This window comes from Acidithiobacillus sp. TH-A67, from assembly GCF_057473545.1.
The window spans coordinates 1-24,631 of record NZ_JBYCKU010000003.1; the positions used below are offsets into that span (position 1 = coordinate 1).

General features: G+C 57.6%; 26 protein-coding genes and 1 pseudogene. 12 read left to right on the forward strand and 15 right to left on the reverse strand.

Annotated elements, in window-relative coordinates:
* Positions 1-194 precede the first annotated feature (194 nt).
* Together AC2VNM_RS00200 and AC2VNM_RS00205 are read left to right on the forward strand one after the other, a co-directional pair.
* Positions 195-779, forward strand: a pseudogene (locus tag AC2VNM_RS00200) (ATP-binding protein); the annotation flags it as partial.
* 14 nt (positions 780-793) lie between these two features.
* Complete coding sequence (locus AC2VNM_RS00205) at positions 794-1,447, forward strand: YidH family protein (protein ID WP_483189499.1); 654 nt, start codon at positions 794-796, stop codon at positions 1,445-1,447.
* On the opposite strand, the gene pssA is transcribed toward AC2VNM_RS00205, so the two are convergent.
* The 9 genes from pssA to tadA all read right to left on the reverse strand — a co-directional run bounded on the left by pssA (position 1,444) and on the right by tadA (position 9,188).
* The gene (gene pssA / locus AC2VNM_RS00210) at positions 1,444-2,190 is read right to left on the reverse strand and encodes a CDP-diacylglycerol--serine O-phosphatidyltransferase (RefSeq protein ID WP_483165787.1); all 747 of its coding nucleotides are present in this window, start codon (positions 2,188-2,190) and stop codon (positions 1,444-1,446) included. The two genes, AC2VNM_RS00205 and pssA, sit on opposite strands and share 4 nt — an antisense overlap.
* The gene (locus AC2VNM_RS00215) at positions 2,180-2,848 is read right to left on the reverse strand and encodes a phosphatidylserine decarboxylase (RefSeq protein ID WP_483189498.1); all 669 of its coding nucleotides are present in this window, start codon (positions 2,846-2,848) and stop codon (positions 2,180-2,182) included. The genes pssA and AC2VNM_RS00215 overlap by 11 nt, the downstream gene beginning before the upstream one ends.
* A 98-nt stretch (positions 2,849-2,946) precedes the next feature.
* A complete protein-coding gene (ilvC, locus tag AC2VNM_RS00220) occupies positions 2,947-3,963 on the reverse strand; it encodes a ketol-acid reductoisomerase (RefSeq protein ID WP_486912677.1) in 1,017 nt (338 codons plus the stop codon).
* A 24-nt stretch (positions 3,964-3,987) separates the two neighbouring features.
* The gene (gene ilvN, locus AC2VNM_RS00225) at positions 3,988-4,476 is read right to left on the reverse strand and encodes an acetolactate synthase small subunit (RefSeq protein ID WP_483165790.1); all 489 of its coding nucleotides are present in this window, start codon (positions 4,474-4,476) and stop codon (positions 3,988-3,990) included.
* 3 nt (positions 4,477-4,479) lie between these two features.
* A complete protein-coding gene (gene ilvB, locus AC2VNM_RS00230) occupies positions 4,480-6,219 on the reverse strand; it encodes a biosynthetic-type acetolactate synthase large subunit (protein WP_483189497.1) in 1,740 nt (579 codons plus the stop codon).
* A gap of 98 nt (positions 6,220-6,317) precedes the next feature.
* On the reverse strand, positions 6,318-7,856 hold the full coding sequence (locus tag AC2VNM_RS00235) for an endonuclease MutS2 (RefSeq protein ID WP_486912689.1): 1,539 nt from the start codon (positions 7,854-7,856) through the stop codon (positions 6,318-6,320).
* On the reverse strand, positions 7,856-8,296 hold the full coding sequence (locus AC2VNM_RS00240) for a hypothetical protein (RefSeq protein WP_483189496.1): 441 nt from the start codon (positions 8,294-8,296) through the stop codon (positions 7,856-7,858). The genes AC2VNM_RS00235 and AC2VNM_RS00240 overlap by 1 nt, the downstream gene beginning before the upstream one ends.
* Positions 8,293-8,721, reverse strand: a complete 429-nt coding sequence (locus AC2VNM_RS00245; RefSeq protein ID WP_486912679.1) for a secondary thiamine-phosphate synthase enzyme YjbQ — start codon at positions 8,719-8,721, stop codon at positions 8,293-8,295. The genes AC2VNM_RS00240 and AC2VNM_RS00245 overlap by 4 nt, the downstream gene beginning before the upstream one ends.
* 2 nt (positions 8,722-8,723) lie before the next feature.
* Positions 8,724-9,188 (reverse strand): tRNA adenosine(34) deaminase TadA, encoded by a 465-nt coding sequence (tadA, locus tag AC2VNM_RS00250; RefSeq protein ID WP_483165794.1) that lies wholly within the window; start codon positions 9,186-9,188, stop codon positions 8,724-8,726.
* A gap of 214 nt (positions 9,189-9,402) precedes the next feature.
* Between tadA and pilM the strand changes: the two genes are divergently transcribed.
* From pilM to AC2VNM_RS00300, 10 genes are all read left to right on the forward strand, one after another.
* The gene (gene pilM / locus AC2VNM_RS00255) at positions 9,403-10,446 is read left to right on the forward strand and encodes a type IV pilus assembly protein PilM (RefSeq protein WP_483189495.1); all 1,044 of its coding nucleotides are present in this window, start codon (positions 9,403-9,405) and stop codon (positions 10,444-10,446) included.
* Positions 10,443-11,018 (forward strand): PilN domain-containing protein, encoded by a 576-nt coding sequence (locus AC2VNM_RS00260; protein ID WP_483165796.1) that lies wholly within the window; start codon positions 10,443-10,445, stop codon positions 11,016-11,018. Before pilM ends, AC2VNM_RS00260 begins: the two co-directional genes overlap by 4 nt.
* Positions 11,005-11,646, forward strand: coding sequence for a type IV pilus inner membrane component PilO (locus tag AC2VNM_RS00265; RefSeq protein ID WP_483165797.1), 642 nt, complete (start codon positions 11,005-11,007; stop codon positions 11,644-11,646). Before AC2VNM_RS00260 ends, AC2VNM_RS00265 begins: the two co-directional genes overlap by 14 nt.
* Positions 11,643-12,182, forward strand: a complete 540-nt coding sequence (locus AC2VNM_RS00270; RefSeq protein ID WP_483189493.1) for a pilus assembly protein PilP — start codon at positions 11,643-11,645, stop codon at positions 12,180-12,182. Before AC2VNM_RS00265 ends, AC2VNM_RS00270 begins: the two co-directional genes overlap by 4 nt.
* A gap of 28 nt (positions 12,183-12,210) precedes the next feature.
* Positions 12,211-14,544, forward strand: a complete 2,334-nt coding sequence (locus AC2VNM_RS00275) for a type IV pilus secretin PilQ (RefSeq protein WP_486912680.1) — start codon at positions 12,211-12,213, stop codon at positions 14,542-14,544.
* A 4-nt stretch (positions 14,545-14,548) separates the two neighbouring features.
* Complete coding sequence (locus AC2VNM_RS00280; RefSeq protein ID WP_483165840.1) at positions 14,549-15,061, forward strand: shikimate kinase; 513 nt, start codon at positions 14,549-14,551, stop codon at positions 15,059-15,061.
* A gap of 77 nt (positions 15,062-15,138) precedes the next feature.
* On the forward strand, positions 15,139-16,221 hold the full coding sequence (gene aroB, locus AC2VNM_RS00285) for a 3-dehydroquinate synthase (protein ID WP_483165800.1): 1,083 nt from the start codon (positions 15,139-15,141) through the stop codon (positions 16,219-16,221).
* 3 nt (positions 16,222-16,224) lie between these two features.
* Positions 16,225-17,031 (forward strand): FAD-dependent thymidylate synthase, encoded by an 807-nt coding sequence (gene thyX / locus AC2VNM_RS00290; protein WP_483165801.1) that lies wholly within the window; start codon positions 16,225-16,227, stop codon positions 17,029-17,031.
* The gene (locus AC2VNM_RS00295) at positions 17,032-18,183 is read left to right on the forward strand and encodes a deoxyguanosinetriphosphate triphosphohydrolase (protein ID WP_483165802.1); all 1,152 of its coding nucleotides are present in this window, start codon (positions 17,032-17,034) and stop codon (positions 18,181-18,183) included.
* A gap of 131 nt (positions 18,184-18,314) precedes the next feature.
* Entirely contained in the window at positions 18,315-18,821 is a 507-nt protein-coding gene (locus AC2VNM_RS00300) for an SCP2 sterol-binding domain-containing protein (protein ID WP_483189490.1), read from the forward strand.
* A 39-nt stretch (positions 18,822-18,860) separates the two neighbouring features.
* Here AC2VNM_RS00300 and gatB read toward each other — a convergent pair whose 3' ends face one another.
* From gatB to hpnH, 6 genes are read right to left on the reverse strand one after another with little or no spacing between them, the layout of a single operon-like run.
* Positions 18,861-20,291 carry an Asp-tRNA(Asn)/Glu-tRNA(Gln) amidotransferase subunit GatB gene (gatB, locus tag AC2VNM_RS00305; protein ID WP_486912681.1) on the reverse strand — a complete coding sequence of 477 codons (1,431 nt, stop codon included), beginning with the start codon at positions 20,289-20,291 and terminating at the stop codon, positions 18,861-18,863.
* 2 nt (positions 20,292-20,293) lie between these two features.
* The gene (gatA, locus tag AC2VNM_RS00310) at positions 20,294-21,760 is read right to left on the reverse strand and encodes an Asp-tRNA(Asn)/Glu-tRNA(Gln) amidotransferase subunit GatA (RefSeq protein WP_486912682.1); all 1,467 of its coding nucleotides are present in this window, start codon (positions 21,758-21,760) and stop codon (positions 20,294-20,296) included.
* A gap of 9 nt (positions 21,761-21,769) precedes the next feature.
* Positions 21,770-22,054: an Asp-tRNA(Asn)/Glu-tRNA(Gln) amidotransferase subunit GatC gene (gene gatC, locus AC2VNM_RS00315; protein WP_483165806.1), complete on the reverse strand. Its 285-nt coding sequence runs from the start codon at positions 22,052-22,054 to the stop codon at positions 21,770-21,772.
* Between the two features lie 11 nt (positions 22,055-22,065).
* The gene (locus tag AC2VNM_RS00320) at positions 22,066-22,842 is read right to left on the reverse strand and encodes an MlaA family lipoprotein (protein ID WP_483165807.1); all 777 of its coding nucleotides are present in this window, start codon (positions 22,840-22,842) and stop codon (positions 22,066-22,068) included.
* Positions 22,839-23,492, reverse strand: a complete 654-nt coding sequence (locus tag AC2VNM_RS00325; protein WP_483165808.1) for an ABC transporter substrate-binding protein — start codon at positions 23,490-23,492, stop codon at positions 22,839-22,841. The genes AC2VNM_RS00320 and AC2VNM_RS00325 overlap by 4 nt, the downstream gene beginning before the upstream one ends.
* Positions 23,493-23,522: 30 nt before the next feature.
* Positions 23,523-24,626 carry an adenosyl-hopene transferase HpnH gene (hpnH, locus tag AC2VNM_RS00330; RefSeq protein WP_483165809.1) on the reverse strand — a complete coding sequence of 368 codons (1,104 nt, stop codon included), beginning with the start codon at positions 24,624-24,626 and terminating at the stop codon, positions 23,523-23,525.
* Positions 24,627-24,631: the final 5 nt, after the last annotated feature.

Below are 24,631 nucleotides of genomic sequence, written 5' to 3' on the forward strand. Positions count from 1 at the left end.
ACGGGTGAACAACAAAACCGCAGCAGTTCTCCAAGCCTCGATGCTGGGTCTTCTGTGATGCTGACCCGTGACACTGCGCAACTGCAAGCGCGAGGATTTTCTTCTGTGTCCCTGTCCTGGTGGTCTCTCTGCCTCAAGGGTAATATTGGAAGCTTCCACCCAATATTGGAATTTCCCAGTAGGAGTTTTCCCGCTCCGTTCTGGAAGTCTTACGTGAACCTCTGGAAACCGGGGAAATCCACATCGCCCGTGCGCGTCAGCGCGCACGTTTTCCCGCCCGCTTCCAGTTGATCGCGGCAATGAATCCCTGTCCCTGCGGGCACCTGGGCAATCCATTGCAGGCCTGTCGCTGCAGCCCTGCACAAATCCAGCAATATCGCAGTCGCCTGTCGGGGCCTCTGCTGGACCGTATCGATCTGCAAGTGGAGGTGCCTGTGCTCGCGCCGGAATATCTGGAACAGGCACCCCGCGGCGATAGCAGCGCGCTGTGGCGGGAACGCATCCGTCGCGCAGTCGAGCAGCAATGGCAACGCCAAGGCTGTAATAACGCGCAGTTACAGGGCGACGCCCTGGACCAGCACTGCGCCCTGGACGCAGATACCCGTGGCTTTCTGCGCCTGGCAGCAGAGCGCCTGCACTTTTCTGCGCGAGCTTATCATCGTGTCCTGCGGGTCGCCCGCAGTATTGCCGATCTTGCGTTGGAAAGCGCCATACGTCAGGAGCATTTAGCTGAGGCACTGCAGTATCGACGCCTCGCCCATACCCTGGCCAATCCATAGGATTCTTTGCCTTCATGATTCTGCTACGGCATCTACCTACCGCGCAGGAGCCACGCCTGTATATGGCGTTGGAACGCACCTATCTGGGCTATTTCAAGCTGATTTTCTTTACCATTGGCACTGGCTTGCTCGCCTATCGTCTGGAAATTCTTTTTCTCGCCTTAGGAGAGAATCACTACGCGCGGCTGTTTCGCGAATTGCATCGCCTACTCATTTGGCCGCCCATAGGGCTCATTTTTGTGGTCGGTTTCTGGTTTTTCGCCGACCTTCATCATATCGGAAAAGGAATTACCGTGTCGGAAAAAGAAATCATCGACCCGCGCATATATATGGCCGCAGAGCGCACTTTTCTCGCTTGGGTGCGTACGGGCATTGGTCTGATTGCCTTCGGTTTCGTGATCGAGAAATTCGATTTCTTCCTCGAACAGTTATCGGCGATGCTGCACACCAAACTCAGCGCCGGAGAGGGATTCTCCGGTATGGGAATCATTTTTATCGTCCTTGGCGTAAGCAATTTGGTGATCGGTGGCATCAATTTTGTGCGTACTGTCAAAAAAGTCGATCAAGGTCAATACCACATCCATAAATGGTTGTACGCTCTCTATGGATTAATTCTATTTACCGTGACCGCAGTACTTGCCTATATGATCGTGCGGGTTTCCCCTTAATGCGCATCGCGGCGGTGGCGGCGCCGCTGACTGAGCTGCCAGAGGGTGCTGAGTACGCCAATCAGCACATAAACCAGCGAAATAACGAACAGCACCAAGGGTGGGTGCACGGCAATGGCGGCTAGAATCAGAACCACGCTGATCGCCAGGGCAAAGGGCATACGCCCGTGCAAATCAATGTCTTTAAAACTCCGGTAGCGGATATTGCTCACCATCAGTAACCCCAGCAAATACACCAAAGCCAGAGCCAGATATCGGGCGATTTCCGTGAGCCAAGGATACCCTTCCCCCACCGCCACCCAGACCAAACTGGCCAGGACCGTTGCCGCTGTCGGGATGGGCAGGCCCTGAAAATAGCGCTTGGAAGCGCTATGCGCCTGGCTATTGAATCGAGCTAAACGTAACGCACCACATGCCGTAAACACAAAGGCGCCAAGCCAACCAAACTTGCCGAAATTCTGTAATCCCCAGAGGAGCGCCAACAGAGAGGGCGCGATACCAAAGGCAATCACATCAGCCAGAGAGTCATACTCCGCACCAAAGGCGCTTTGCGTGCCTGTCATGCGCGCTACCCGCCCGTCCAGCCCATCCAGGATCATCGCAATGAAGATGACAATCGCCGCCACCCGAAAATGCCCGTGAATCGAGGCCACGATGGAATAAAATCCGGCAAACAGGCTGGCGGTGGTAAAGAGATTGGGGAGCAGATAGACCCCCCGACGAGGATAGCGTCTACTCATCATCCGCATGCTCCAGTTGCGCGATCCACTCCGCACCAGAGCGCACCCGTTGCCCTAGGTGGACCAACGCTTGCGCGTTGGGCGGCAGATAGGTGTCCACCCGCGAGCCAAAACGAATGAAGCCAAAGCGTTGGCCGGTGCGGACCGGCTCTTCTGGCTGCACGTAACAGAGGATGCGTCGTGCCACGAGCCCGGCTACCTGAACCACGGTCACATCCTGCCCATCCTCCGTGCGCACCCACAGGGCATTACGTTCATTCTCTAGGGAGGCCTTGTCCAGCGCCGCATTGAAAAACTTACCCGGAAAATACCAACGTTGCTGGACGACTCCGCCGATGGGCAAGCGATTGACATGCACATCAAAGACATTCATGAAAATGCTGATCTTCAGGGCCTTCCGCTGCAGGTAGGGATCCTCCATCGTTTCGATGGCAATGACGCGGCCGTCGGCAGGGCAAAGGATTCCGCCTGCCAGCGCTGCGGGCAGTGCTCGAGCAGGATCGCGAAAGAACTGCACACTGAAGAGAAACAGGAGAAGAAAGGGAATAGCTACCCACCAGGGCGCAAAAAGCCCCGCCAGGATGGTAAGCAGAAGGAACAAGCCAATGAAAGGCCAACCTTCCCGCGCCAGCAAAGTATAGGGATAGTTAGAACTCGACATGGCGCAAGCCTAGCAAGTCGCCAAGGCTTGGGGAAGCGCTCCTGCCAAGGAGACCGCCCCAGTGATAAGGCAGTCCCAGCAGGGAACAATAGAAGTGCTCAGTTACGGGACCGGTCGACGATGCGGTTTTGCCCGATCCAGGTCATCATCGAGCGTAACTTCTGTCCGACGACTTCCAGCGGATGCTCAGCAGCCAGACGGCGCTTGGCCTGCATGGTCGCCTTGCCCGCCTGATTCTCGAGGATGAATTCGCGAGCGAATTCGCCATTCTGAATCTCGGTCAGGATGCGGCGCATTTCTTCCTTGGTACGCGCATCGACTACCCGCGGACCACGGGTCAGATCACCATATTCGGCGGTGTTGGAGATGGAGTAGCGCATATTGGCGATTCCGCCTTCGTACATCAGGTCGACGATCAACTTGAGTTCATGCAGACACTCAAAATACGCCATTTCCGGGGCGTAGCCCGCCTCGGTCAGGGTCTCGAAGCCGGCCTGTACCAGCGCACTGACACCACCACAGAGCACCGCCTGTTCGCCGAAGAGATCCGTTTCGGTTTCTTCACGGAAGGTGGTCTCGATCACGCCGGCGCGCGCGCCGCCGATCGCCTTGGCGTAGGACAGGGCGAGGTTTTGCGCATTGCCCGAGGCATCCTGGTGGATGGCGATGAGACAAGGCACCCCGCCGCCCTGGGTATAGGTAGAACGGACGAGATGGCCCGGACCCTTGGGGGCAATCAGAAAGCAGTCGAGATCGGCGCGCGGGTGGATCTGCCCAAAATGCACATTGAAGCCGTGGGCAAAGAGTAACGCCGCGCCTTCCTTGATGTGCGGAGCGATTTTTTCCCGATAGAGCGCCGCTTGGCCCTCATCGGGAGTCAAAATCATGACTAGATCCGCATCCGCAACGGCCTTGCCCACGGTTTTGACCGTTAATCCGGCATTCTTGGCCTTGTCCCAGGAGGCCGAACCTTCGCGCAGGCCGACAACAACCTGAACCCCAGAATCCTTGAGATTGAGGGCATGGGCGTGCCCCTGGGAGCCATAGCCGATGATGGCGACCTTCTTTTTCTGGATGAGGGAAAGATCGGCGTCGTTATCGTAGTAAACTTTCATGAAATCCTCTAAGCACGTAAAAAATCAAATACTCTTTGCACCGCGGCTGATGGCACTGGCGCCGCTGCGTACCACTTCGATGACCATACCGGGATCGAGTGCGTGGAGAAAGGCGTCGAGCTTTTCTCCAGTACCCGTCAACTCGATGGTATAACTCCGATCGGTCACATCGATGATGCGCCCCCGGAAGATATCGGCAAGACGTTTCACCTCCTCCCGATCCGACCCCACCGCATGCACCTTGATCAGCATCAGCTCGCGCTCGATGTGCGGACCCTCACTCAGATCATTGACCCGGATGACCTCGACCAGCTTGTTCAGCTGCTTGAGTACCTGCTCCATGATCTCTTCTGAACCCTGGGTGAGGATGGTCATACGCGAGACGCTGGCCTCATGAGTGGGGGCAACAGTCATCGCCTCGATGTTATAGCCCCGCGCCGAGAATAGTCCTGCCACCCGCGACAAGGCGCCAGCTTCGTTTTCCAGTAGAACAGAAATGATATGTCGGTGCATGCGTTATACCAGAATCATGTCAGACAGCGCGGCTCCCGCCGGTACCATGGGATAGACATTCTCGGTGCGATCGACAAGAAAGTCCATGAAAACCATGCGGTCCTTGAGGCGCAGGGCCTCGCGAATCACGGGCTCGACGTCGGCGGGCTTTTCCGCACGCAGGCCGATGTGACCATAAGCCTCGGCCAATTTCACGAAGTCCGGCAGCGCCTCCATATAACTGGAGGCATAACGCTCTTCGTAGAAAAACTCCTGCCACTGCCGCACCATGCCCAGATAGCCATTATTGAGGCAGGCCACCTTGATGGGAAGCTTGTACTGCCGACAGGTGGAAAGCTCCTGAATGTTCATCTGGATGCTGCCCTCCCCCGTCACACAAACAACCGTGCTCTGCGGTTCCGCCATCTGCGCGCCCATCGCCGCCGGCAGGCCAAAGCCCATGGTGCCCAGACCACCGCTGTTGATCCAGCGCCGTGGGCGGTCAAAACCATAGAACTGTGCCGCCCACATCTGGTGCTGACCGACATCGGAGGTGACAATGGCATTGCCAACAGTGAGTTCAAAGAGTTTTTGGACGACATACTGGGGCTTGATGATGGTATCCGTCTGGGTGTAGTGCAGGCAATCGCGCTGCCGCCACTCCTCAATTTGCGCCCACCAGCGCTCCAACGACCCGCCGCCGATGCCCATTTCCTCCGCCAGCTCGTTCATCTCGCGCAACACCGAACGCAGATCGCCAACCACTGGCACATCGACCTTCACGTTCTTGGAGATAGACGCGGGATCGACATCGACATGAATAATCTTGGCATGCGGCGCGAAGTGGCTGAGATTGCCCGTCACCCGGTCATCAAAACGAGCACCGAGAGCAACGAGGACGTCACAGTGTTGCACGGCCATGTTCGCTTCGTAGGTGCCATGCATACCGAGCATGCCCAGAAACTGGCGATCAGAGGCCGGATAACCACCCAGCCCCATTAAAGTGTTGGTAATGGGCGCGTCACAACGGCGCACCAGCTGGGTGAGCTCGTCCGCGCTGTCCGAAAGAATGACACCGCCGCCAGTGTAAAACAGTGGACGTTCCGCCGCGGCAATGAGCTGCAGAGCCTTGCGCAATTGCCCGGAGTGTCCCTTCACCGTCGGCTTGTAGGAGCGTAACTGCACCTTTTCCGGGTACTCGTAGCGGCAACGCTTGGCGGTGACATCCTTGGGGATGTCGATGAGTACCGGACCCGGCCGCCCGGAAGCGGCCAGATAGAAAGCAGTCTTGATGGTCTGGGCAAGCTCGTTCACGTCGCGCACCAGAAAATTGTGCTTGGTACAGGGACGAGTGATCCCGACGGTATCCACCTCCTGGAAGGCATCGTTACCAATCAACGCCACGGGAACTTGCCCAGTGATAACAACCAAAGGAATGGAGTCCATGTACGCTGTCGCAATGCCAGTAACGGCATTGGTAGCACCCGGGCCGCTGGTGACCAGGGCCACTCCAATCTTGCCGGTACTGCGCGAGTAGGCATCGGCTGCATGCACCGCTGCCTGCTCGTGGCGGACCAGCACATGCTGTATAGCATCCTGCTTGTCCAGTTCGTCGTAGATATAGAGCACGGCGCCACCGGGATAACCAAATACCGTCTCCACGCCCTCATCCCGCAGGGCGCGCACAACAATTTCAGCGCCGGTAAGTTCTTCGGTCTCAGTGGAAGAACGCGTGCGTTCACGAGTCTGATTGGGGGCAGACATGGTCAAGGCTCCTCACAAGATCAACATACTGCGCCCAACGCTATGCAGTTTTGACGACAGCGTCAAATAAAAATGCCTTGGCGAAACCGCGTGTTCCTCTATGCACCCTGATGCAGACGCGCAAGATAGCCGCGCGCTTCGCGCACCAATTCCACCGGTAGGCCGGACTTTTCGGCAATCAAGAGCCCAAGGGACTTTCCGGGAACGCCGATTTCGAGCTCGTAGGTAGGCTCCAGGCGCTCATGGTCGAAGCGCATAGAGGCGATTTGCAGGGCCGGATGCTCGGCGGCAAAGCTCTTAATAGGCGTCAGATGGGTCGTGACCATACCGCGCACGCCGCGCCGCGCCAGCTCGTCCAGTACTGCCATCGCCATCGCCGCACCCTCTTCCGGATCGGTGCCGGTCCCCAGTTCATCGAGCAGGATGAGGGTCGATGCGTCGGCCTCCGCCAAGAGTTTTTTCAGCATATCGATATGACCAGAAAAGGTAGACAAAGCAAAGGCCATGCTTTGCGGGTCACCCATGTCGACAAAAATCTTACTGAAGCGCCCCACGACGGCCCGCCCCGAAACCGGCACATGCAAACCGCACTGCGCCATCACTGCGAGCAAGCCCACGGTTTTCAGCGAGACACTTTTGCCACCAGTGTTCGGGCCGGTCACCACCAGGATAGGATTTTCCGCATCGATCCGAACCGAAAGAGGCTTGGGCTTGGGCCCACGATGATCCACGTGCGCTAGCCAGAGTTGCGGATGCACGGCACCCGCGAATTGCAAAATGGGCTCTTCCACCAGTTCCGCAGCCTGCGCCTGCAGGTGCAAGGAGAGCTGCGCTCCGGCGATGGCCAGATCGAGCCAGGTCAGGGCGTCCACCAATTTCTGCAGCGCCGGCAGCAGCGCGCGCACATCATCGGTCAGGGCCCGCAGCACACTCTGATTTTCCTGTTCGATCGTGCCGGAGATCTTTTCCAAGTGATTATTGAGCGCCACCAGCTCCATTGGCTCGATCACGGTACCGTGTCCTCCGGGCCCCGCTCCCCGACGCACGCCACGGATCTCTTCTCGCGAGCCATCAGGCAAATGCACCGACAGTCGCTGTCCGGCCCAGTGCGCCTTGCCTCCGCCACGCAGGTGCGGCTGAATCTGCCGCTGCACGGCTTCCCTCTCCTGCTTGAGTTCACTGTGCAGGCGGCGCAAGGTGCCGTTACCGTCTTCGCGAACGGAACCATTGGGCAGCAGCATGGCATCGATGGCATCGATCAGGGAACCCGCCGCATCGAGGACCTCCGCCCCCAGCGGCAGCAGTGCCGGCCGCGCCTCGACAAAGGCACGCAACTCCTGCCCGACACGCAGAATCCGATGCAGGTTGCGGAACGCCTGGCCGGATAGCGCTGCGCCTGGTGTCGCCGCCTGCCGCAAGGCCGGACGCGGATCCGGCAGCTCGGGCAATACGGGGCCGGCGCCCGATTCCAGGCCGAAGCGTGCCGCCGTGATCGCCTCCTGCAACTGTCGAGCGGCTGCTACCGAAGGTGCTGGACCCAGATTCCGCGCGGCATCGGCACCCATGGGCGTGGCAGAGAGTTTTTCGAGCAATCGACGAATCCCCTCAAAATCCAGCAACTTCCAGTCCCCTTCCATCATGCACCTCGCTGTCTGTCAAATAATTCTCGCCACCAACGCAGTCGCCCCTCGGGAATGATTACCGGGCCAGGCAGTCGTTCGGGCGGCATACGAGACAGGACCCAACCTGGTGGTATCTGTTTGCCACTGCTGCCACACGAGGCGCCGAGATTGTTGGGATCATAGATCTTGAGCAAACTGGGATGCTCGCGGTCATCCACATAAACAATCCCAAGGTATCGCTCGCGATGATCGTGGTGCAGCAGCACATCGATCTCCGTCAGCACCCGACAGAAGGTCTCGGCGGACAAGGGAGCCTGCGGTGGCTCCTGTCCGACAAAGTAGACATACCAGTCGTCGCCTGCCTCTGTCTGCAAGGTAGCTACCAAAGCATCCCACTGGGCCCAGTCGCGAATCGCCCAGAGCATGCCACCATATACGCTTGCGAAATCTTTCATTCTTCTCTCTCCCCCAAAAAACTGATCATGATTCGCCGCCGCTGCGGGCGCTCGCGATGTTCCAGAAGATAGGCACCTTGCCAGGTTCCCAGGAGCAGGCGACCGGCCCGCACGGGAATCTGCAGACTCTGCGTTCCGAGCAGGGTGCGAATGTGCGCCGACATATCGTCTGGCCCTTCGTTGCGATGGCGATAGAGCGGATCATCATCCCGGACCCAGCGCGCGAGGAAGTCGAGGATATCTGCTTGCACGTCGCTGTCCGCGTTTTCTTGCAGAGCAAGGCTCGCAGAGGTATGCGGCAAGAACAGAAGCAACCAACCGTGACTCGCCCGAATCTTGCTCAACCAGGCTCGCAGCGGGTCGGAAATCTCATAAAAACGCCGGCCCTGTGTAGACAGAACCCATTCTTCATCCCATTGTTTCATTGTCATAGCCTAGTCCGCCGCATGCGAAAAAACTCCTTGAGCAAGAGCGATGCCTCTTCCGCCAGCACCCCACCCTCCCATTGCAGACGATGATTGCTCGGTGCTGATTCGGGGAGCCGCAGATGACTCTCGATCACCCCCGCCTTTGGGTCGGCTGCGCCATACACGACCCGCGCGAGACGCGCGTGCAGGATAGCGCCAAAACACATAACGCAGGGTTCCAGGGTAACATATAGAGTACAGCCGCCCAGACGATAGTTTCCGAGGCGCTGCGCGGCCTGACGCAATACCTGGATTTCCGCGTGCGCCGTCGGATCCCGACTCGCAATGGGAGCATTGTGCGCACTCGCCAAATGCGTACCCCCAGCATCGACCAGTACTGCGCCGACCGGGACTTCGCCCAACGCTGCCGCTGCCCGCGCCGCAGTCAGCGCCGTTTGCATCCATATCTGGTCTTTTTCTTGCACGGACTCCTACCGTTTGCGCACTGGATCGGGGTTACCAGTCTAGCGAGATTGTCCGGCAGCACCAAACCCCAAGCGGACAAGCCGCGAAGATTTTTCCGAGTATGCCTTGACAGGCTGCGGAATGCTGCTAATTTTCCGGGCAAGTTGCAAAAAGTAGACGCTCGCTTGCTTGGGAACAGCATAGCGATTCATTACGCACCAAGGTGAGGAAAACATGCTACGCATGCCCCGTCCCCCGCTGCTCGGTCTCGATATTGGACTGGATGCAGTAAAACTTGTAGAGCTGTCTTCGACGCGGGGACAGTTTACCGTTACCCATGCCGACAGCGAGACGATACTGAGTTACCTAGGTGCAGAGCCGGATGGACGGGAGCTCGAGTCCAGCAGTAGCGCTATCCGCACGATTCTGCAGCGATCACGCATCCGCACCAAAAAGACCGCAACGGCATTACCGTCCAACAACGCCATCGTCAAAATTATCTCTCTGCCATCGGGAATGCGCGATGACGTCGTCGAGGACCAGATTCGCTACGAGGGTCAACAATACATTCCCTTCCCCATGGAGCAGGTCAATTTTGACTTCGCTGCGCTGGGGCCGGATCCAGAACGGAAGGGATATCAGCAGATTCTCCTCGTTGCCAGCAAAAAAGATCATGTGGAGGACATTTCCGCCATACTGGAAGGCGCCGGCCTCAAGCCTAGCATTCTCGATGTGCGGCAATTTTCCCTGTGGACGCTCATCAATCATCTGCAACCGCAGATCCGTAGCGAAAAAGGTGGCATCGTCCTGATCGAGATCGGCGGTAGCACGACTGGGGTACACGTTTTCGAAAACTCCCAACCCATTTATTCTCGCGACCACAATTTTGGCACGGCGAAGCTGACCGAAAGGATCTCACAGCATTTTGGCCTAAGTCGTGACGATGCCATACGGATGCAGCGCTTCGGTGGCCTGCCCCAAGAATACGAGAAGGACGTACTCGCCCCGTTTGTCGCCGATCTAGGTCGAGAAATCCTGCGTGCTCTGGACTTCTTTCAAGCCAGCCTACCCGATGTCAATTTGCGAAAAATCGCACTCTTCGGCCCCGGGGCCAATCTGGCGGGCATTACCAAACAGCTCGCTTCCTTACCGGTCGAGACGCCCGACCCGTTTACCGGGATGAGCATCGGATCGGCCGTGAACGAGCGTTTCTTGCGTAGCGAAGGTTCTGCCATGGCGGTAGCCTGCGGACTCGCTCTTCGGAGGTTTGCTGAATGATCTTCATCAACTTACTTCCTCATCGCGAAACCAAGAGAAAAAAACAGCAACAAGTTTTCCTCGCGGGGCTGCTTCTTGTGCTGCTTGTCGCAGCAGCTATTTATTATGGAGTTTATCAGGTATTCGTTGGGCGTGTGCAGGCAGAACAGGAAAAAATCCTCTACTTGCAGGGTGTCACCCAACAATTGGATCAAAAAATTACCTCTATTGCCGATCTACGTAAAAAACGTGATGCTTTGCTTGCAAGGGAACGAATCATCAGCACACTTCAGGATCAACGTGATCTCAGCGTCAGGATTTTCAACTCGCTGGCGGCCATCACCCCGCAAGGGGTGTTTTTGATCAAGCTACAACAACAGGGAGACAACGTGACCCTCTCCGGCTACGCCGAGGGTAACGATCAAGTGGCCGAATTCATGCGAAAAATTGAAACCAGTGGCGTTTTCGACAAACCTACGCTGGACATCATTAGCAAAGCCAAACTGGGCGGCGACGAAGTAAATCAGTTCACTCTGCAGATGCAAACCCGCTTGCCCAAGACAAAGCCGGAGCACACTCATGACCTGGGATGAAATCAACAACCTGCAGCTTGATGATCTCATGCGCCTGCCGCTAAAGGCCAAGGCCATCATTGCGGCTGTCATCATCATTTTACTGGGTGTTTTTGCTTGGTTCTGGTTCATTTCCCCAGAAAACGACAAATATCACGATCTCCATTTACAGGTGGAAAGCATGAAAGAGCAGGTGCGCCAGAAGCAGCTCCTGGCCGCCAATCTGCCTGCGTATCAAAAGCAAATCCAGGAAATGAAACAGCGCTTCCAGCGTTTTCTGAGCCAGCTACCGAATCGCGCACAAATCCCTTCCCTGCTCGACGACGTCACGCTAGCCGGCCGGAGCCGCGGGCTGGAGTTCACCCTCTTTCAACCACTTCCGGAAGTAAACAAGAATTTTTATGCCGAAATTCCAGTAAAGATCAATGTGGTGGGAACGTATAACGACATGGGGCGCTTCGTTGCGGCGGTGGCGGCGATGCCGCGGATCGTGACGATCAACGACATCACTATCTCACCCACGGCAGGCGCCAGTGGCCCCGTTTCGCCCGCCAAGGCGCTGGCGGCCCAGCAACTGCAAATGTCCTGCGTGGCAACGACCTACCGCTATATTGAGGTCAAGCCCGAGCAGACAGGAGCACAAAAATGAAGGTTTCCGGCCGCATTGTCAGTCTGGCGACGCTCACCCTGCTCTTGAGCGCCTGCTCGCAAAACGAAAATCTGGCAAAGCTGCAGGCCTTTGTCCAGGAAGGGCCGCAGCTGCACCCCAAGATTCAGCCACTGCCGCCGATACCACACTATACGGCTACGGCTTATAGCAATCCTTCGAACCGCGATCCCTTCACCAGTTTTTCCACTCTAGCATTACGCGCCGAGGCGGCAGCGGCTGGAACGAAAATAGCTCCGCAGCGGAAGGGCCCACTCCAGCCCTTGGAAAAATATGCGCTTGGCAGCCTTACCCTAACCGGAATCATGCAGGCGGATGGAAAATACTGGGCGGTATTTCTGACCCCGGACGACAAGGTCTATCGTGCGGACGTAGGTAGCGGCATCGGCGACAAGAATGGCCACATCGTGTCCATCGACGCTCAGCGTCATGAAGTCGTTGTCATTCAGTATCTGCCCAATGCGTTCGGCGGCTACGAAAAACAAAGCACGACTCTGCACTTTCAGAGCAATGCTTGAGTCAAGGATCTGAGCAAGGATGAAGCACATGAACCAGAATGATTCTTTCGCAGTGGTAGCGTCCCAGAGCAAGCAGCGGAAACGGCCTGCCACCCTGCGGCTTGCCCTGTTGACTGCAATGAGCTGCATGGCTGTCACCGGTACCAGCTGGGCCGCAAGCTTGATCCAGGGGATACAGGTGGAGGCCAATGCCCAGGGAACGGTAGTCAACATCCAGAGCGATTCGCGTCCATCCTATGATGTGAATACCTTCAACCATGGCTACCGCGTGCAGATCGACTTTCAAGACACCCATTTCCTCCCCCAAGCCGACAACGTCGCGGGTGGGGGGGTAATCGAAAACATTCTTAGCGAAAATGACGGACACAACGCCCGGCTAGACCTGCTGCTGCGCTCGCCACAGGCGGTGATGGTGGAACCCGCTCCCGGTGGTTACCGTTTGCGCTTCGTTGCCCTGCAGAAGAAGCCAGCAGCTACGCCTGCGGTCACAGCCACTCCTACTCCTAACACTGAATCCAGCGCGCCCGTTGCCGCTGCTCCGGAGACGTCAGTCGTACCTGCCACCCTCGGCACGAGCGTGGAAAACCTGGCTTTTCATCGGGAAAAGGATGGCGCTGGTATGCTCTCCCTCAGCATTCAGGGGATGCAGCCGCAAATGGACGTGAATCGGGAGCCAGGGCGCCTGGTCGTTACCTTGCACAACACCCAGGTGTCCAGTAGCCTCACCCATCGCTTTGGTACGGATCAATTCGGTACCCCGGTACAGTACGTCGATGTCTATCCCTTGGGCACCAGCACCCGCCTCATCTTTCACATCAATGGGCCATTTCAGTACTCTGCCTATCAGCTCGGCCAGCAGACCATGATCTCAGTGCGCCATGAGGATGCCAATGCCGCCGCAGAGAATCCCATGCAAAGTAAGCGCCTGAGCATGGACTTCCAGAACATCAGCGTACGGGATGCCTTACAGGTCATTGCCGACTTCACCCACCAGAATATCGTGGTTTCGAATAGTGTTTCCGGTACTCTTTCCATTCGCCTGAAGAATGAACCTTGGGAAGAGGCCTTCAAGGTGATTTTGGAATCGCAAGGACTTGCGGCAAAACACATCGGCAACATTCTCTGGGTTGCCCCGGCCAACCAGATCACCAGCCAGGAAGAGGCGGAATTGAAGGCCGAGGCTAGCAAGCGCAAGCTGGAGCCGCTAGAGACCGAACTCATCCCCCTGCAATATGCCCGGGCAACCCAGATTGCGGATTTGCTGCGTGGCTTCTCCCAACAGATCAACAATAACGATTCCGGATCTGGCCTCAATGCTCAGCAAAGTCGCGCCCTCGCCTCTGCCCTGGGAATTCCCTCGGAAAATCTCATTGGCAATTCCCTGTTGGGTCCGCGGGGGTCCGTCGCCGTGGTCACCCGCACCAATAGTCTCCTGGTGCGGGATACCCCGCAAGACATCGACAACATTAAAAAGCTGATTGCCAAAATCGACAAGCCGGTTCCCCAGGTCTTGATCGAGGCGCGTATCGTCCAGATCACCACCAATGCCGCGCAGTCTCTGGGTATCCAATGGGGTGGCACCTACACCTCTGGTGGCGGCGGCGGCATCATCAATCTGTCGGGTACCGGCGCCTCGGGTAGTACCAGCACCCAGGGTGGCAACTATCCGATCAGCAGCTTCGGCAGCAGCAGTGGCACTGGCACCAGCACCGGCAGCACCAGTGGTGGCGTGCCTGCGCTGGTGAACCTGCCCGCCTATGCGCCCACCGGTAGTCCGCTAACCGGCCTGAATCCCGCCTCCCTTGGCTTTGCCCTGGGCAATGCTTCCGGCAGCCGGATTTTGAACCTGCAACTGCAGGCTCTGCAGGCGGCCAACAAAGCGAAGATCATCTCCAGCCCGAAAGTGCTGACCGAGGACAACGAAACCGCCACCATTGCCCAGGGTACGGAGATCCCCTACCAGCAGGCATCGAGCAGTGGCGCTACCGCGGTTTCCTTCAAGAAGGCTGAGCTGAGCCTCAAGGTCACCCCGCACATCGCCCCCAACTGCAAGGTCACCATGGACGTGGAGGCCACCAACAATCAGCCGAACTACGCCCAGGTGACGGCGGGTGGTGTTCCCATCAATACCCAGGAAGTCAAGACCAAACTGCTGGTCAACAATGGGCAGACGGTCGTCATTGGCGGTATTTATTCCGAAACCGACAGCAGCACTCAGTCGGGGGTTCCTTTGCTGAAGGATATTCCGCTGCTGGGTTGGCTGTTCAAGGCCAAGGAATATAATACGGCGCAGACGGAATTATTGGTCTTCATTACCCCCAAGGTGGTGGGTGGGGAGAGCATAGGAGACGACGCTGGCTAGAATCATCCTCATTGGCCCCATGGGGTCTGGCAAGAGCACCATCGGCCGCCTTTTGGCGGCCCGTTTGCGTTGGCGCTTCGTCGATTCCGATGCGCGCATCGTGGCTGCTACCGGGGTGGATATTCCCACGATCTTTGCCATTGAGGGCGAGGCGGGTTTTCGCGAACGCGAGCATCGCGTGCTCTACGACATCGCGCAGGAGGATGAAGATATCGTGCTGGCCACTGGTGGCGGCGCCGTACTCGATCCGCGCAATCGGGAACTGCTGCGCCACATGGGCGAGGTGATCTACCTGGAAGTCAGCGTCAACGAACAGCGCAAACGGCTCCGCCATGATCGTCAGCGTCCGCTGCTGCAGGTGGACAATTTACGCCAGCGCCTGGAGGAACTGGCTGCGGAGCGCACGCCCCTCTATCGGCAGACCGCCCACTGGCGGGTACGTGGCGATGGGCTACGTTCCGACCAAGTACTACGGCAGATCCTACGCCATCTGCGCGACCTTTGTACGGGCCAGTAGCGCGATAGCGAAAACACTTTGCACTGCGGCACGAGCCCCCTACAATGGGGAGAACGTCGCAGGAAGAGATTCCCGAAATGCCTAGTCTTCAAGTCCAGCTCGGTGCACGCTCCTACCCCATACAGATTGGTTCGGGGATTCTGCACGAGGCACAACGCTTTCTCCCCCACCTGAATGCGGGCGCCATCGCCATCCTGTCCGACGATCTGGTGGCCCCCCTGTACCTGCCTGCCCTGCGCGAGACCCTGGCGCACGCACAGCGCCCGCTGGTGGAAATCATTGTGCCGCATGGCGAGGGGAGTAAATCCTTCGCCCGGGTGGAAGAGGTCTGTGGGCAGATGCTGGCGGCTGGGCTGGGACGGGATAGCACCCTCTGTGCCCTGGGCGGTGGCGTGATTGGTGATCTCGGCGGCTTCGTCGCCGCCATCTATCAGCGCGGCATTCCCTTTCTGCAAATCCCGACGACCCTGCTGGCGATGGTGGACTCCTCGGTGGGCGGCAAAACGGGTATCAATCATCCCTTGGGCAAGAACATGATCGGCGCCTTCTACCAGCCGCGCGCGGTGATTGCCGATGTCGACACTCTGGACAGTCTGCCCGAGCGCGAATTTCGCTCCGGCTTGGCCGAGGTTATCAAGTACGGACTGATCAACGATCCGGGCTTTTTTGCTTGGTTGGAAGATCATCTGGACGCCATTCTCGCCGAGGATGGCGACGCCCTGGCGCGGATTATTCACGATTCCTGCGCCGACAAGGCCGAAGTCGTGGCGCGCGATGAACTCGAAGGCGGCCTGCGCGCCATCCTCAATTATGGCCATACCTTTGGCCACGCCATCGAGGCCGCCACCGGTTACGGCACCTATCTGCACGGCGAGGCGGTTGCCATCGGCATGGTCATGGCCGCAGATCTCTCCCGCCGTCTCGATCTTTTGCGCGAGAGCGAGCAGGCGCGCATCTTCCGCCTGATTCAGGCGGCCGGTCTACCGACGCACGCCCCACGTCTGCCGGCAGAGGAGTACCTTCGCTTTATGCGCATCGACAAAAAGGCTGCCGGCGGACAGATCCGCTTCATCCTCCTGCGCAGCATCGGCGAGTCGATCATCACCGGTGACGTGCCGGAAGCTGCCGTGCGGCAGACCCTCAACGCCTTCATGGAGTGAATCATGGCAGCACATAACAAGGCCACCAGCGAGCTGGAGGAAGAAATTGCCGAGCGCCTGCGCGTGCATCCTGACGCCTGCCTGCGCATCGGTAATTTCGGCTTCATCGAGCTTGAAGACAGCTGGGGCGATGAAGCCACCATCGTCAATACCGCCCGCATCAGTACCACCAACAATCGCCTAGCCAATGCCGAAGCCTTCAGCGAACGTGATCGCGCCCTGCTCTATCAGTTGCTTCGCGATCAGCATGGCACTCCCTTCGAAACGGTCTATTTCCGTTTCCGCTTCATCGCCCCCATCTTTGTTTTGCGCCAATGGGTCAAGCACCGGATATCGAGCTGGAACGAGTTTTCCATGCGCTACCGCAAGCCGATATCGGAGGCTTATGTGCCCGACCTCGCTGCCCGCAGCGTCGATGGCTATGCCGTTCTCGACAACGATGCCATGGCCGAATACGAGTCGCTGATGAGCGAACTGTTCACTTGGTACGAGCGGCACTATGAAGCCGCCTGCGCGCGGATAGAGGCGGCACGTGCGGAGGGCACCCTGCCGGCCAAAAGTAGCGGCCGCGATCCCTACCGTGGCCGGGCACGGGAACTATTGCGCAACGTGATGCCGGTAGCGGTCTATTCCGATGTCTACTGGACCGTGAACTTCCGCAGCCTGATGAACTTTTTCCGCCTGCGGCGCAAGCCCGATGCCCAGTACGAAATCCGTCAGTACGCCGACGCCGCCTACCTGCTTTTCTCCCGCCGCCTGCCGCTGCTGGCCCAGACCATGGAGCAGGTTCTGCAGGAGAGTCACGCATAAATGGAGCGGGGCCTCGCCAGTTACGCAGCGCAAACGGGGCAGAGCCGGGGGCGGCGTCATGCTGAGAGCGAGCCGACCGGGGGCCGCAGCGAATACCAGCGCGATCGAGATCGCGTCATTCACTCCACCGCCTTCCGCCGCCTGGAGTACAAGACCCAGGTCTTCGTCAATCACGAGGGCGATCTCTACCGCACCCGCCTCACCCATAGCCTGGAAGTGGGCCAGGTTGGACGCTCCATTGCCCGCCAGCTAGGTCTGGATGAAGACCTGGTGGAGGCGATCTCCCTTGCCCATGACCTGGGCCACACCCCCTTTGGCCATGCCGGACAGGATGCCCTGAACGCCTGCATGGCGGATTATGGCGGCTTTGAACACAACATCCAGTCTCTGCGTGTCGTCGACATGCTCGAGATGCGCTACGGAGACTTCCCAGGTCTCAACCTGACCTTCGAGACCCGCGAAGGGGTACTTAAACACTGCAGCCGCAATCGTGCAGAGAAACTGGGAGATGTGGGCGAGCGCTTTCTCAAGGGCGAACAGCCCAGCCTGGAGGCGCAGATCACCAATCTGGCGGACGAAATCGCGTATAACAACCACGACATCGATGACGGCTTGCGCGCCGGCCTGCTCAATCTCGATGCGCTCATCGAAGAAAGCATGTTTGGCCCCATCTACCGCGAAGTCGCGCAGCGGTATCCCACGGCATCGCGCACGGTGTTACGGCACGAAGCCGGTCGTCGCCTGATCAATCTGCTGATTACCGATCTGGTGGAACATACCTCCTCTCGGATCACCGCCGCAGGAATTCAGAGTCCTGCGGACGTACGCCAATACCGCGAACCCCTCGCCGCCCACAGTCCAGACAGGGTACGCGCCATTCGCTCCCTGAAAAGCTTCTTGATGCAGAATCTCTATCGCCATCCCCAGGTGCATCGGCAAGCCGAAAAGGCGAAGCGCACGGTAGGACAGATTTTCGAGCTGCTCTTTTCGGATCCGCAGCTCCTGCCGCGCAAACAGCAAGGCTTTTTGCGGGACCATCCTGGCGATCTGCGGCGCCGTGCCCGGGTAGTGGCAGATTACATTGCCGGCATGACCGATCGTTTTGCCATCGCCGAATATGAAAGGCTCTTTAATCCTCGATCGGGAGCATAGACAGGTTCTGAGAATCTACTGATATTCTTTATCTTTCTGGCTTATTCCAAAATAAAAATCTGTTGTTTTCCCGCATTTCGGTTTTGCTATAGACTCAAGAAGTTTTATCAACAAGCGGGAAGAGGAGAAGGATGATGATCAAAAATTTGTTGATGTCTGCCGTACTCGGTTCAATCCTTGCGGCACCTGCCCTGGCTTTTGCGGCGGCCCCAGATTTCATGTCGCCGGAATGGGCAAATGAGCTATGCTCTGCCTGGAATCAGAATGACACCCTGACCACCAAGCTAGCTGGATCCTGGATCAAGAACAACGGTGGAAAGGGCTATAAAATCATGGAGATTTCCGATTCATCCATGAAATCGACCCCGCCCGTGCAACTGGAAATTGCGCCCAAGGATGGCAAGGCCGAATGTATATACGGCGGCGCAGTGAAGGTTACTGATCTCAACTATGACTACGACTACAAAATGTGGGCCACTACCCACGACTGGCATCACATGGGTTCCCCGATGATGGCGATGATGTTTGGACGCCTAAACTTCAAGGGACCTAAGATAGAGGCCATGGAAAACATGGGTCCGTTCTCGGAGTTCCTGAAACTGGTGAAGGAAGTCCCGGCTACGGTTCCGGCATCCTGATACTGGGCGGAAACGTCCGGCAACAATGCCGGACGTTTTCTATTGTGCCTGCAAGCGCTCCCGCAGTAAGGCATTTACCTGATCGGGGTTGGCCTTTCCCTGGCTGGCCTTCATGACCTGCCCCACAAAAAATCCGAAGAGCTTTTCTTTTCCCGCGCGATAATCGGCAGCTTGCTGTGGATTTTTCTGGATGATCTCGTCGATCATGGCAACGATGGCAGAGCTATCGGTAATTTGGCGCAGGCCACGCGCATCGATGATTGCATCCACCGAGCCCCCTTCTGCAAAGAGGATTTCGAAAATTTCCTTGGCAATTTTTCCAGAAATTGTCTGATCGGCGATGCGTGCCAGCAATTGCCGCAACTCTTCTGCGGCGACAGGACAGGAATCAATCTCCAGACCCGCTTTGTTCAGTGCCCCAAGCAATTCTCCCATTACCCAGTTGGCCGCCAGCTTGGCATCCTGACCTGTAGCGACGATTTCATAATAATCCGCCAACTCCCGCGCGGCCGTCAGCACCGCAGCATCGTAGACTGGTAAGCCATATTGTTCGATGAAGCGAGCCTTACGTGCATCCGGCAGCTCCGGCAGCGCAACGCGAACCCGCTCGATGCGCTTTTCCTCCAACTGCAAAGGGAGAAGATCGGGATCTGGGAAATAGCGGTAATCGTTTGCCTCTTCCTTGCTGCGCATGGAGCGCGTTTCGCCATGATTGGCATCGAAGAGGCGGGTTTCTTGCACGACCTTACCGCCCGCCTCGAGGATGTCCTGCTGCCGCAGAATTTCGTAGCTAATCGCCTTTTCCAGGAAACGAAAGGAGTTGAGATTTTTGATCTCGGCCCGGGTGCCGAAGGGTTCACTGGGACGCCGCAGGGACACGTTTGCGTCACAACGAAAGGAACCTTCCTGCATATTGCCGTCAGAAATATCGAGATAGCGCACCAAGGCATGCAGCTTTTTCAGATACGCGACGGCTTCCACCGCAGAGCGCATATCCGGCTCCGAGACGATCTCCAATAACGGCGTTCCGGCACGGTTGAGATCAATGCCCGACTCGCCCGCGTAGGCCTCATGCAGAGACTTGCCGGCGTCTTCTTCGAGATGCGCTCGGGTAATGTTGATGCGTTTTTCGCTTCCATCCGGCAGCAAAACATCGAGATGTCCACGCCCGACAATGGGGATTTCGTACTGACTGATCTGATAGCCCTTCGGCAGATCCGGATAGAAGTAGTTTTTTCGCGCAAAGACACTGCGGTGGTTAAGCTCGGCGCCAATGGCCAGGCCAAAGGCTATAGCTTTGTCGACAGCAGCCTCATTCAGTACTGGCAGTGCTCCGGGCATGGCCAGACAAACGGGACAGGTATGCGCGTTGGGCTCTGCGCCGAACGCGGTAGAACAAGCGCAAAAGATCTTGCTGCGGGTGTTGAGCTGCACATGCACCTCAAGCCCGATGACGACTTCCCAGGCCATGCTCATTGCTCCTCCCAGCCTGGCTCTTGCTGGTGCCAATCACTATCCCGCTGGTAGGCGTCCCCAAGGCCGAGAATCAACTCATCTGCAAAGTAATTTCCCATGATCTGCAGACCGATGGGCAACCCTGCCTTACTGAAGCCACAAGGCAAACTCAGGGCGGGAATACCCGCCAGATTCACCGCGATAGTGTAGATATCGGCGAGATACATGGCTACCGGATCGGCACTCTTGGCCCCCAAGGCGAAGGCGGGAGTTGGAGTGGTCGGGCCCATGATCACATCCACCTCGGCAAAGGCACGGCGAAAATCCTCACGGATCAGAGCACGAAGCTGCTGCGCCTTGCGATAGTAGGCATCGTAGTAGCCAGCGGAGAGCACGTAACTGCCGACCAGAATACGGCGGCGCACCTCGGGACCGAAGCCCTCATAGCGCGACAGCAAGTAGAGATCTTGCAAATCGACAGCCGAGCCGCTGCGATGGCTGTAGCGGATCCCATCGAAGCGGGATAAGTTGCTGGAAGCCTCGGCCGGCGCCAGGACATAGTAGGTACTGACGGCATGGACATTATTGGGTAGGTGCACCGGTCGAATTTCCGCGCCCTCCCGAACATACCACTGAATGGCTTCTTGCACGGCCTGCGCCACCTCGGGATCCAGTCCCTCACCGAAAAATTCCTCCGGAACCCCAATACGCAGACCCTTCACGCTGCGCCCCAAGGCTGCCGAAAAGCGTCCGGCGGCCTGCGGATGGCTGGTAGAGTCAAGCGGATCGTGACCGGCCATGACGTCCATGAGCAGGGCACAGTCGGCAGCCGAACGCGCCATCGGCCCCCCTTGGTCAAGGCTCGAAGCAAAGGCAATCATCCCGTAGCGGGATACGCGCCCGTAGGTCGGCTTCAGGCCAGTCACTCCACAGAACGCCGCTGGCTGGCGGATGGAACCGCCCGTGTCGGTACTGGTAGCGGCAGGCAGCAGACGCGCCGCCAGCGCGGCCGCCGAACCGCCCGAAGAACCACCCGGAACCCGGGTAAGGTCCCAGGGATTGCGCACCGCACCGAAGAAGCTGGTTTCGTTGGACGAGCCCATGGCAAACTCGTCCATGTTGAGTTTGCCCAGAGTCACCATACCCGCTTTCTGAAAACGCTGGACCACCGTGGCGTCGTACGGAGAGACAAACTCCGCCAGCATCTTCGATCCACAGGTCGTACGTTGCCCGCGGGTACAAAAGATATCCTTGTGCGCCAAGGGAATCCCCAGCAGGGGGGCACTATCGCCTTGTGCACGGCGTTGATCCGCAGCGCGGGCCTGCTCCAGCCCTGGTTCTTCGCTAATGGTAATGCACGCATTGAGCGAATCCTGCGCTTGCCGCAGGCGCTGCAACAGGGTAGAGCTGAGCTCCACCGCCGAAAAATCCTTGTTGCGCAATCCTGCCGAGAGCTCCGCAACGCCCATCTGGTGGAGTTCCATGACCAAACCTTATTCAATAACCTTGGGAACCAAAAATAGCCCGTCCTGCGCGCGTGGCGCCGAAGCCATCAAATCTTCTCGGGACAAGCATTCCTGCCGCAATTCATCGGGTCGCAACGGCTGCCGCAAATCCAGCGGGTGTGCCATCGGCTCGACTCCCTCCGTGGGCACGGACTGCATCTCCGCCACCAGCGAAAAAATCCGCTCCAGCTGCCTGGCCATCTGCGGCAACTCGTTATCTGGCAAGGCAATACGACTCAACTGCGCGATGCGCTTGACCATTTCCGTATCCAAATTTTCTCCCTTCACGGTAGCTTAGCAGCGGAAGCCGTCCCTGCAGTCGGCGGCGGCAAATCCAAACCTTGCAACAACTGATTCTTGTTCACCTTACCACCATCGATCAGAAACTGCTCATGCTGCTCCCAGGCATTGCGGGCAAAGATATAGGGGTTGACGGCATCTTCCACCATTTTCACCTGCGGTGCATTCACATAGCTGGTGTTGATTACGCCCATCCCGCCCCACGCCCACTGCGCATTGCTGCTCGAAAAATAATACGGGGGCGCAACAAAAATCGCCAGCGCCATACCGGGCAGGTTGCGCAGCGAACTGGGACCATAAAATGGCAAGACCAGATACGGTCCCTGTGGCACTCCCCATACCCCCAGCGTCACGCCAAAGCCATTATCCTGCTTGGGAAGATCGAGCTTATTGGCGACATCAAAAATACCGCCCAAGCCGAAAATGGTATTGACCAAAAAACGACTCAGGCCTTCCATTCCCGGCTGCACCCGTCCCTGTAGAAAATCGTTGAGGAAGATATAGGGCATGTCGGCATTGGCGAAGACATTGCTGACACTGATGCGGAAGAATTTGGGAGTAACGGCCTTATAGCCCTTATTCACGGGGCTCAACACATTGCGGAACAGCCATAAATTAGCGTTAAAAATGGGCTTGTTGACCGGCTCTAGGGGGTCATTCGCCCCAGAAGAAGTACTTGCGGGGCCATGCATGGTCGCGCAGCCGCTCAAGCCAAGGGAAGCAACGAGACCGAGCAGAAGAACCAGACGGCGGACGATCACGAGCTACTCCCGGATGCGTAGTCCTGGATTTCCTTTCGCAGATGCGCAAGCAGTGCCGGGAAGCCCTTACTCTCGATCATTGTCGTGTATTCCGAACGCTTGAGCGACAGGTCGCTGACGCCGTCGGCAACGACGTTAATGATTTTCCAATCTTTTCCACCAGCCTGCTCGAGCAGGTAGTCAAAGCGATGCACTCGGCCATTTTTCGTCGTGAAGGTCGTAAAAACCCCCATGGTGCCCGGGCGCAACTGCTGCACCTCAACAACGGCAAAGTGCTCGCCATCGTAACCATCAAAACGGCCAGCGTAGGTCGCGGCGGTATACTCGCGTAGCACCTTCACAAACTGCTTTTGCTGATCCGCATTGAGCTTGCCCCAGTCCGACCCCAACGCCAACTCGCCAATCCGCTGAAAATCAAAGGTCTTCTCCACGACAGGGGCGATAATTTTGTACCGCCCCTGATAACCAGCAGCTTTGCCGGCCTTCATGGTGGCGATGAGGGCATTATCCAGATTCTCGATCGTCGCCTTGGGACTGCTCAGTGCCGCCGTCTGACCGCTGGCTGCATCTGCCCAGGCAGCGGGACTACTACCCGCGGATACCAAGCCTAGAGCCAAGACTGGCAGGATCAATCGGATGCCACGAAACATAAAAATCTCCTTTGCAAGCACTTCAGCGAATCAGCGCTCTACCCGCAATGGGAACACAGGTCTTTCCGATCCCGGGTTCGGAGGGCTGGAAGGCATGTCTGGCGCCATCGGACCTCGAGTCTTCGGCCCAAACAAGGACACCCTCAGTGCTTTAAGCGGATGCGCAAAGGTATCGTTCACTGCCGTTGGCTCAAAGCCCGAGTGCACCTGACACTGGTCACACTTGCTGTTGTTTCCCACCCCGTAACGCTCCCACGGAGTTTCCTCCATCAGCGCACGAAAACTGGGGGCATAGCCTTCGCTGACGAGGAGATAACAGGGCTTCTGCCAGCCAAAGATGTTGCGCGTCGGATTTCCCCAAGGCGTGCATTGATAGGTCTGGTTACCGGCAAGGAAATCCAGAAACAGGCTAGATTGGTTAAACTTCCACTTGGCCTTGCGCTCCTTGCCAATACGGAAGATGTCGCGGAAGAGCTGCCGTGACGCCTGCCGCTTGATGAAGACTTCCTGCTGCGGCGCACGCTCATAATTGAAGCCAGGGGAGATCGTTACCCCCTCCACGCCGAGCGCTTTACAGTCATCCAGGAAGTTTGCGACCTCCTCCGCGCCCTCGCCCTGAAACAAGGTGCAGTTGACTGTCACCCGGAAACCCTTTTCCACCGCCTCACGAATAGCCGTTGCCGCTCGCTTGTAGGTTCCCGGCTGACAGACGGAATCATCATGGCGATGCTCATTGCCGTCCAGGTGTACCGAGAAAGTCAGGTAGGGCGACGGTTGATAGTCTCCCATACGCTTCTTCAGCAGCAGGGCATTGGTGCACAGGTATACGAAGCGTTTGCGTTGCACGAGACCGGCAACGATCTCGGGCATATCCTTATGGATGAGCGGCTCCCCGCCGGCGATGGAGACGATGGGCGCACCACACTCCTCGGCCGCGCCGATACATTCTTCCACGGAAAGTCGCTTGTCCAGAATCTCATCGGGGTAATCGATCTTGCCGCAACCAGCACAGGCCAGATTACAACGAAACAGCGGCTCCAGCATGAGCACCAAGGGATAACGGCGGTTACCACGCAATTTCTGACCGATGATATACCGGCCTACGCGATAACTCTGTATAAGTGGCACTGCCATTTCCA

Bases quoted from the DNA above. Each gene is read 5' to 3' on its own strand.
- ilvC (WP_486912677.1), bottom strand. From the start codon at position 3,963: ATGAAAGTTTACTACGATAACGACGCCGATCTTTCCCTCATCCAGAAA.
- AC2VNM_RS00300 (WP_483189490.1), top strand. From the start codon at position 18,315: ATGATGATCAAAAATTTGTTGATGTCTGCCGTACTCGGTTCAATCCTT.
- gatB (WP_486912681.1), bottom strand. From the start codon at position 20,291: ATGGCCTGGGAAGTCGTCATCGGGCTTGAGGTGCATGTGCAGCTCAAC.
- gatA (WP_486912682.1), bottom strand. From the start codon at position 21,760: ATGGAACTCCACCAGATGGGCGTTGCGGAGCTCTCGGCAGGATTGCGC.
- AC2VNM_RS00265 (WP_483165797.1), top strand. From the start codon at position 11,005: ATGACCTGGGATGAAATCAACAACCTGCAGCTTGATGATCTCATGCGC.
- AC2VNM_RS00235 (WP_486912689.1), bottom strand. From the start codon at position 7,856: ATGGAAGGGGACTGGAAGTTGCTGGATTTTGAGGGGATTCGTCGATTG.
- AC2VNM_RS00260 (WP_483165796.1), top strand. From the start codon at position 10,443: ATGATCTTCATCAACTTACTTCCTCATCGCGAAACCAAGAGAAAAAAA.
- AC2VNM_RS00245 (WP_486912679.1), bottom strand. From the start codon at position 8,721: ATGAAACAATGGGATGAAGAATGGGTTCTGTCTACACAGGGCCGGCGT.
- thyX (WP_483165801.1), top strand. From the start codon at position 16,225: ATGGCAGCACATAACAAGGCCACCAGCGAGCTGGAGGAAGAAATTGCC.
- pssA (WP_483165787.1), bottom strand. From the start codon at position 2,190: ATGATGAGTAGACGCTATCCTCGTCGGGGGGTCTATCTGCTCCCCAAT.
- AC2VNM_RS00205 (WP_483189499.1), top strand. From the start codon at position 794: ATGATTCTGCTACGGCATCTACCTACCGCGCAGGAGCCACGCCTGTAT.
- AC2VNM_RS00215 (WP_483189498.1), bottom strand. From the start codon at position 2,848: ATGTCGAGTTCTAACTATCCCTATACTTTGCTGGCGCGGGAAGGTTGG.
- AC2VNM_RS00325 (WP_483165808.1), bottom strand. From the start codon at position 23,492: ATGTTTCGTGGCATCCGATTGATCCTGCCAGTCTTGGCTCTAGGCTTG.
- AC2VNM_RS00270 (WP_483189493.1), top strand. From the start codon at position 11,643: ATGAAGGTTTCCGGCCGCATTGTCAGTCTGGCGACGCTCACCCTGCTC.
- aroB (WP_483165800.1), top strand. From the start codon at position 15,139: ATGCCTAGTCTTCAAGTCCAGCTCGGTGCACGCTCCTACCCCATACAG.
- hpnH (WP_483165809.1), bottom strand. From the start codon at position 24,626: ATGGCAGTGCCACTTATACAGAGTTATCGCGTAGGCCGGTATATCATC.
- pilM (WP_483189495.1), top strand. From the start codon at position 9,403: ATGCTACGCATGCCCCGTCCCCCGCTGCTCGGTCTCGATATTGGACTG.
- AC2VNM_RS00275 (WP_486912680.1), top strand. From the start codon at position 12,211: ATGAACCAGAATGATTCTTTCGCAGTGGTAGCGTCCCAGAGCAAGCAG.
- ilvN (WP_483165790.1), bottom strand. From the start codon at position 4,476: ATGCACCGACATATCATTTCTGTTCTACTGGAAAACGAAGCTGGCGCC.
- AC2VNM_RS00295 (WP_483165802.1), top strand. From the start codon at position 17,032: ATGGAGCGGGGCCTCGCCAGTTACGCAGCGCAAACGGGGCAGAGCCGG.
- ilvB (WP_483189497.1), bottom strand. From the start codon at position 6,219: ATGTCTGCCCCCAATCAGACTCGTGAACGCACGCGTTCTTCCACTGAG.
- AC2VNM_RS00240 (WP_483189496.1), bottom strand. From the start codon at position 8,296: ATGAAAGATTTCGCAAGCGTATATGGTGGCATGCTCTGGGCGATTCGC.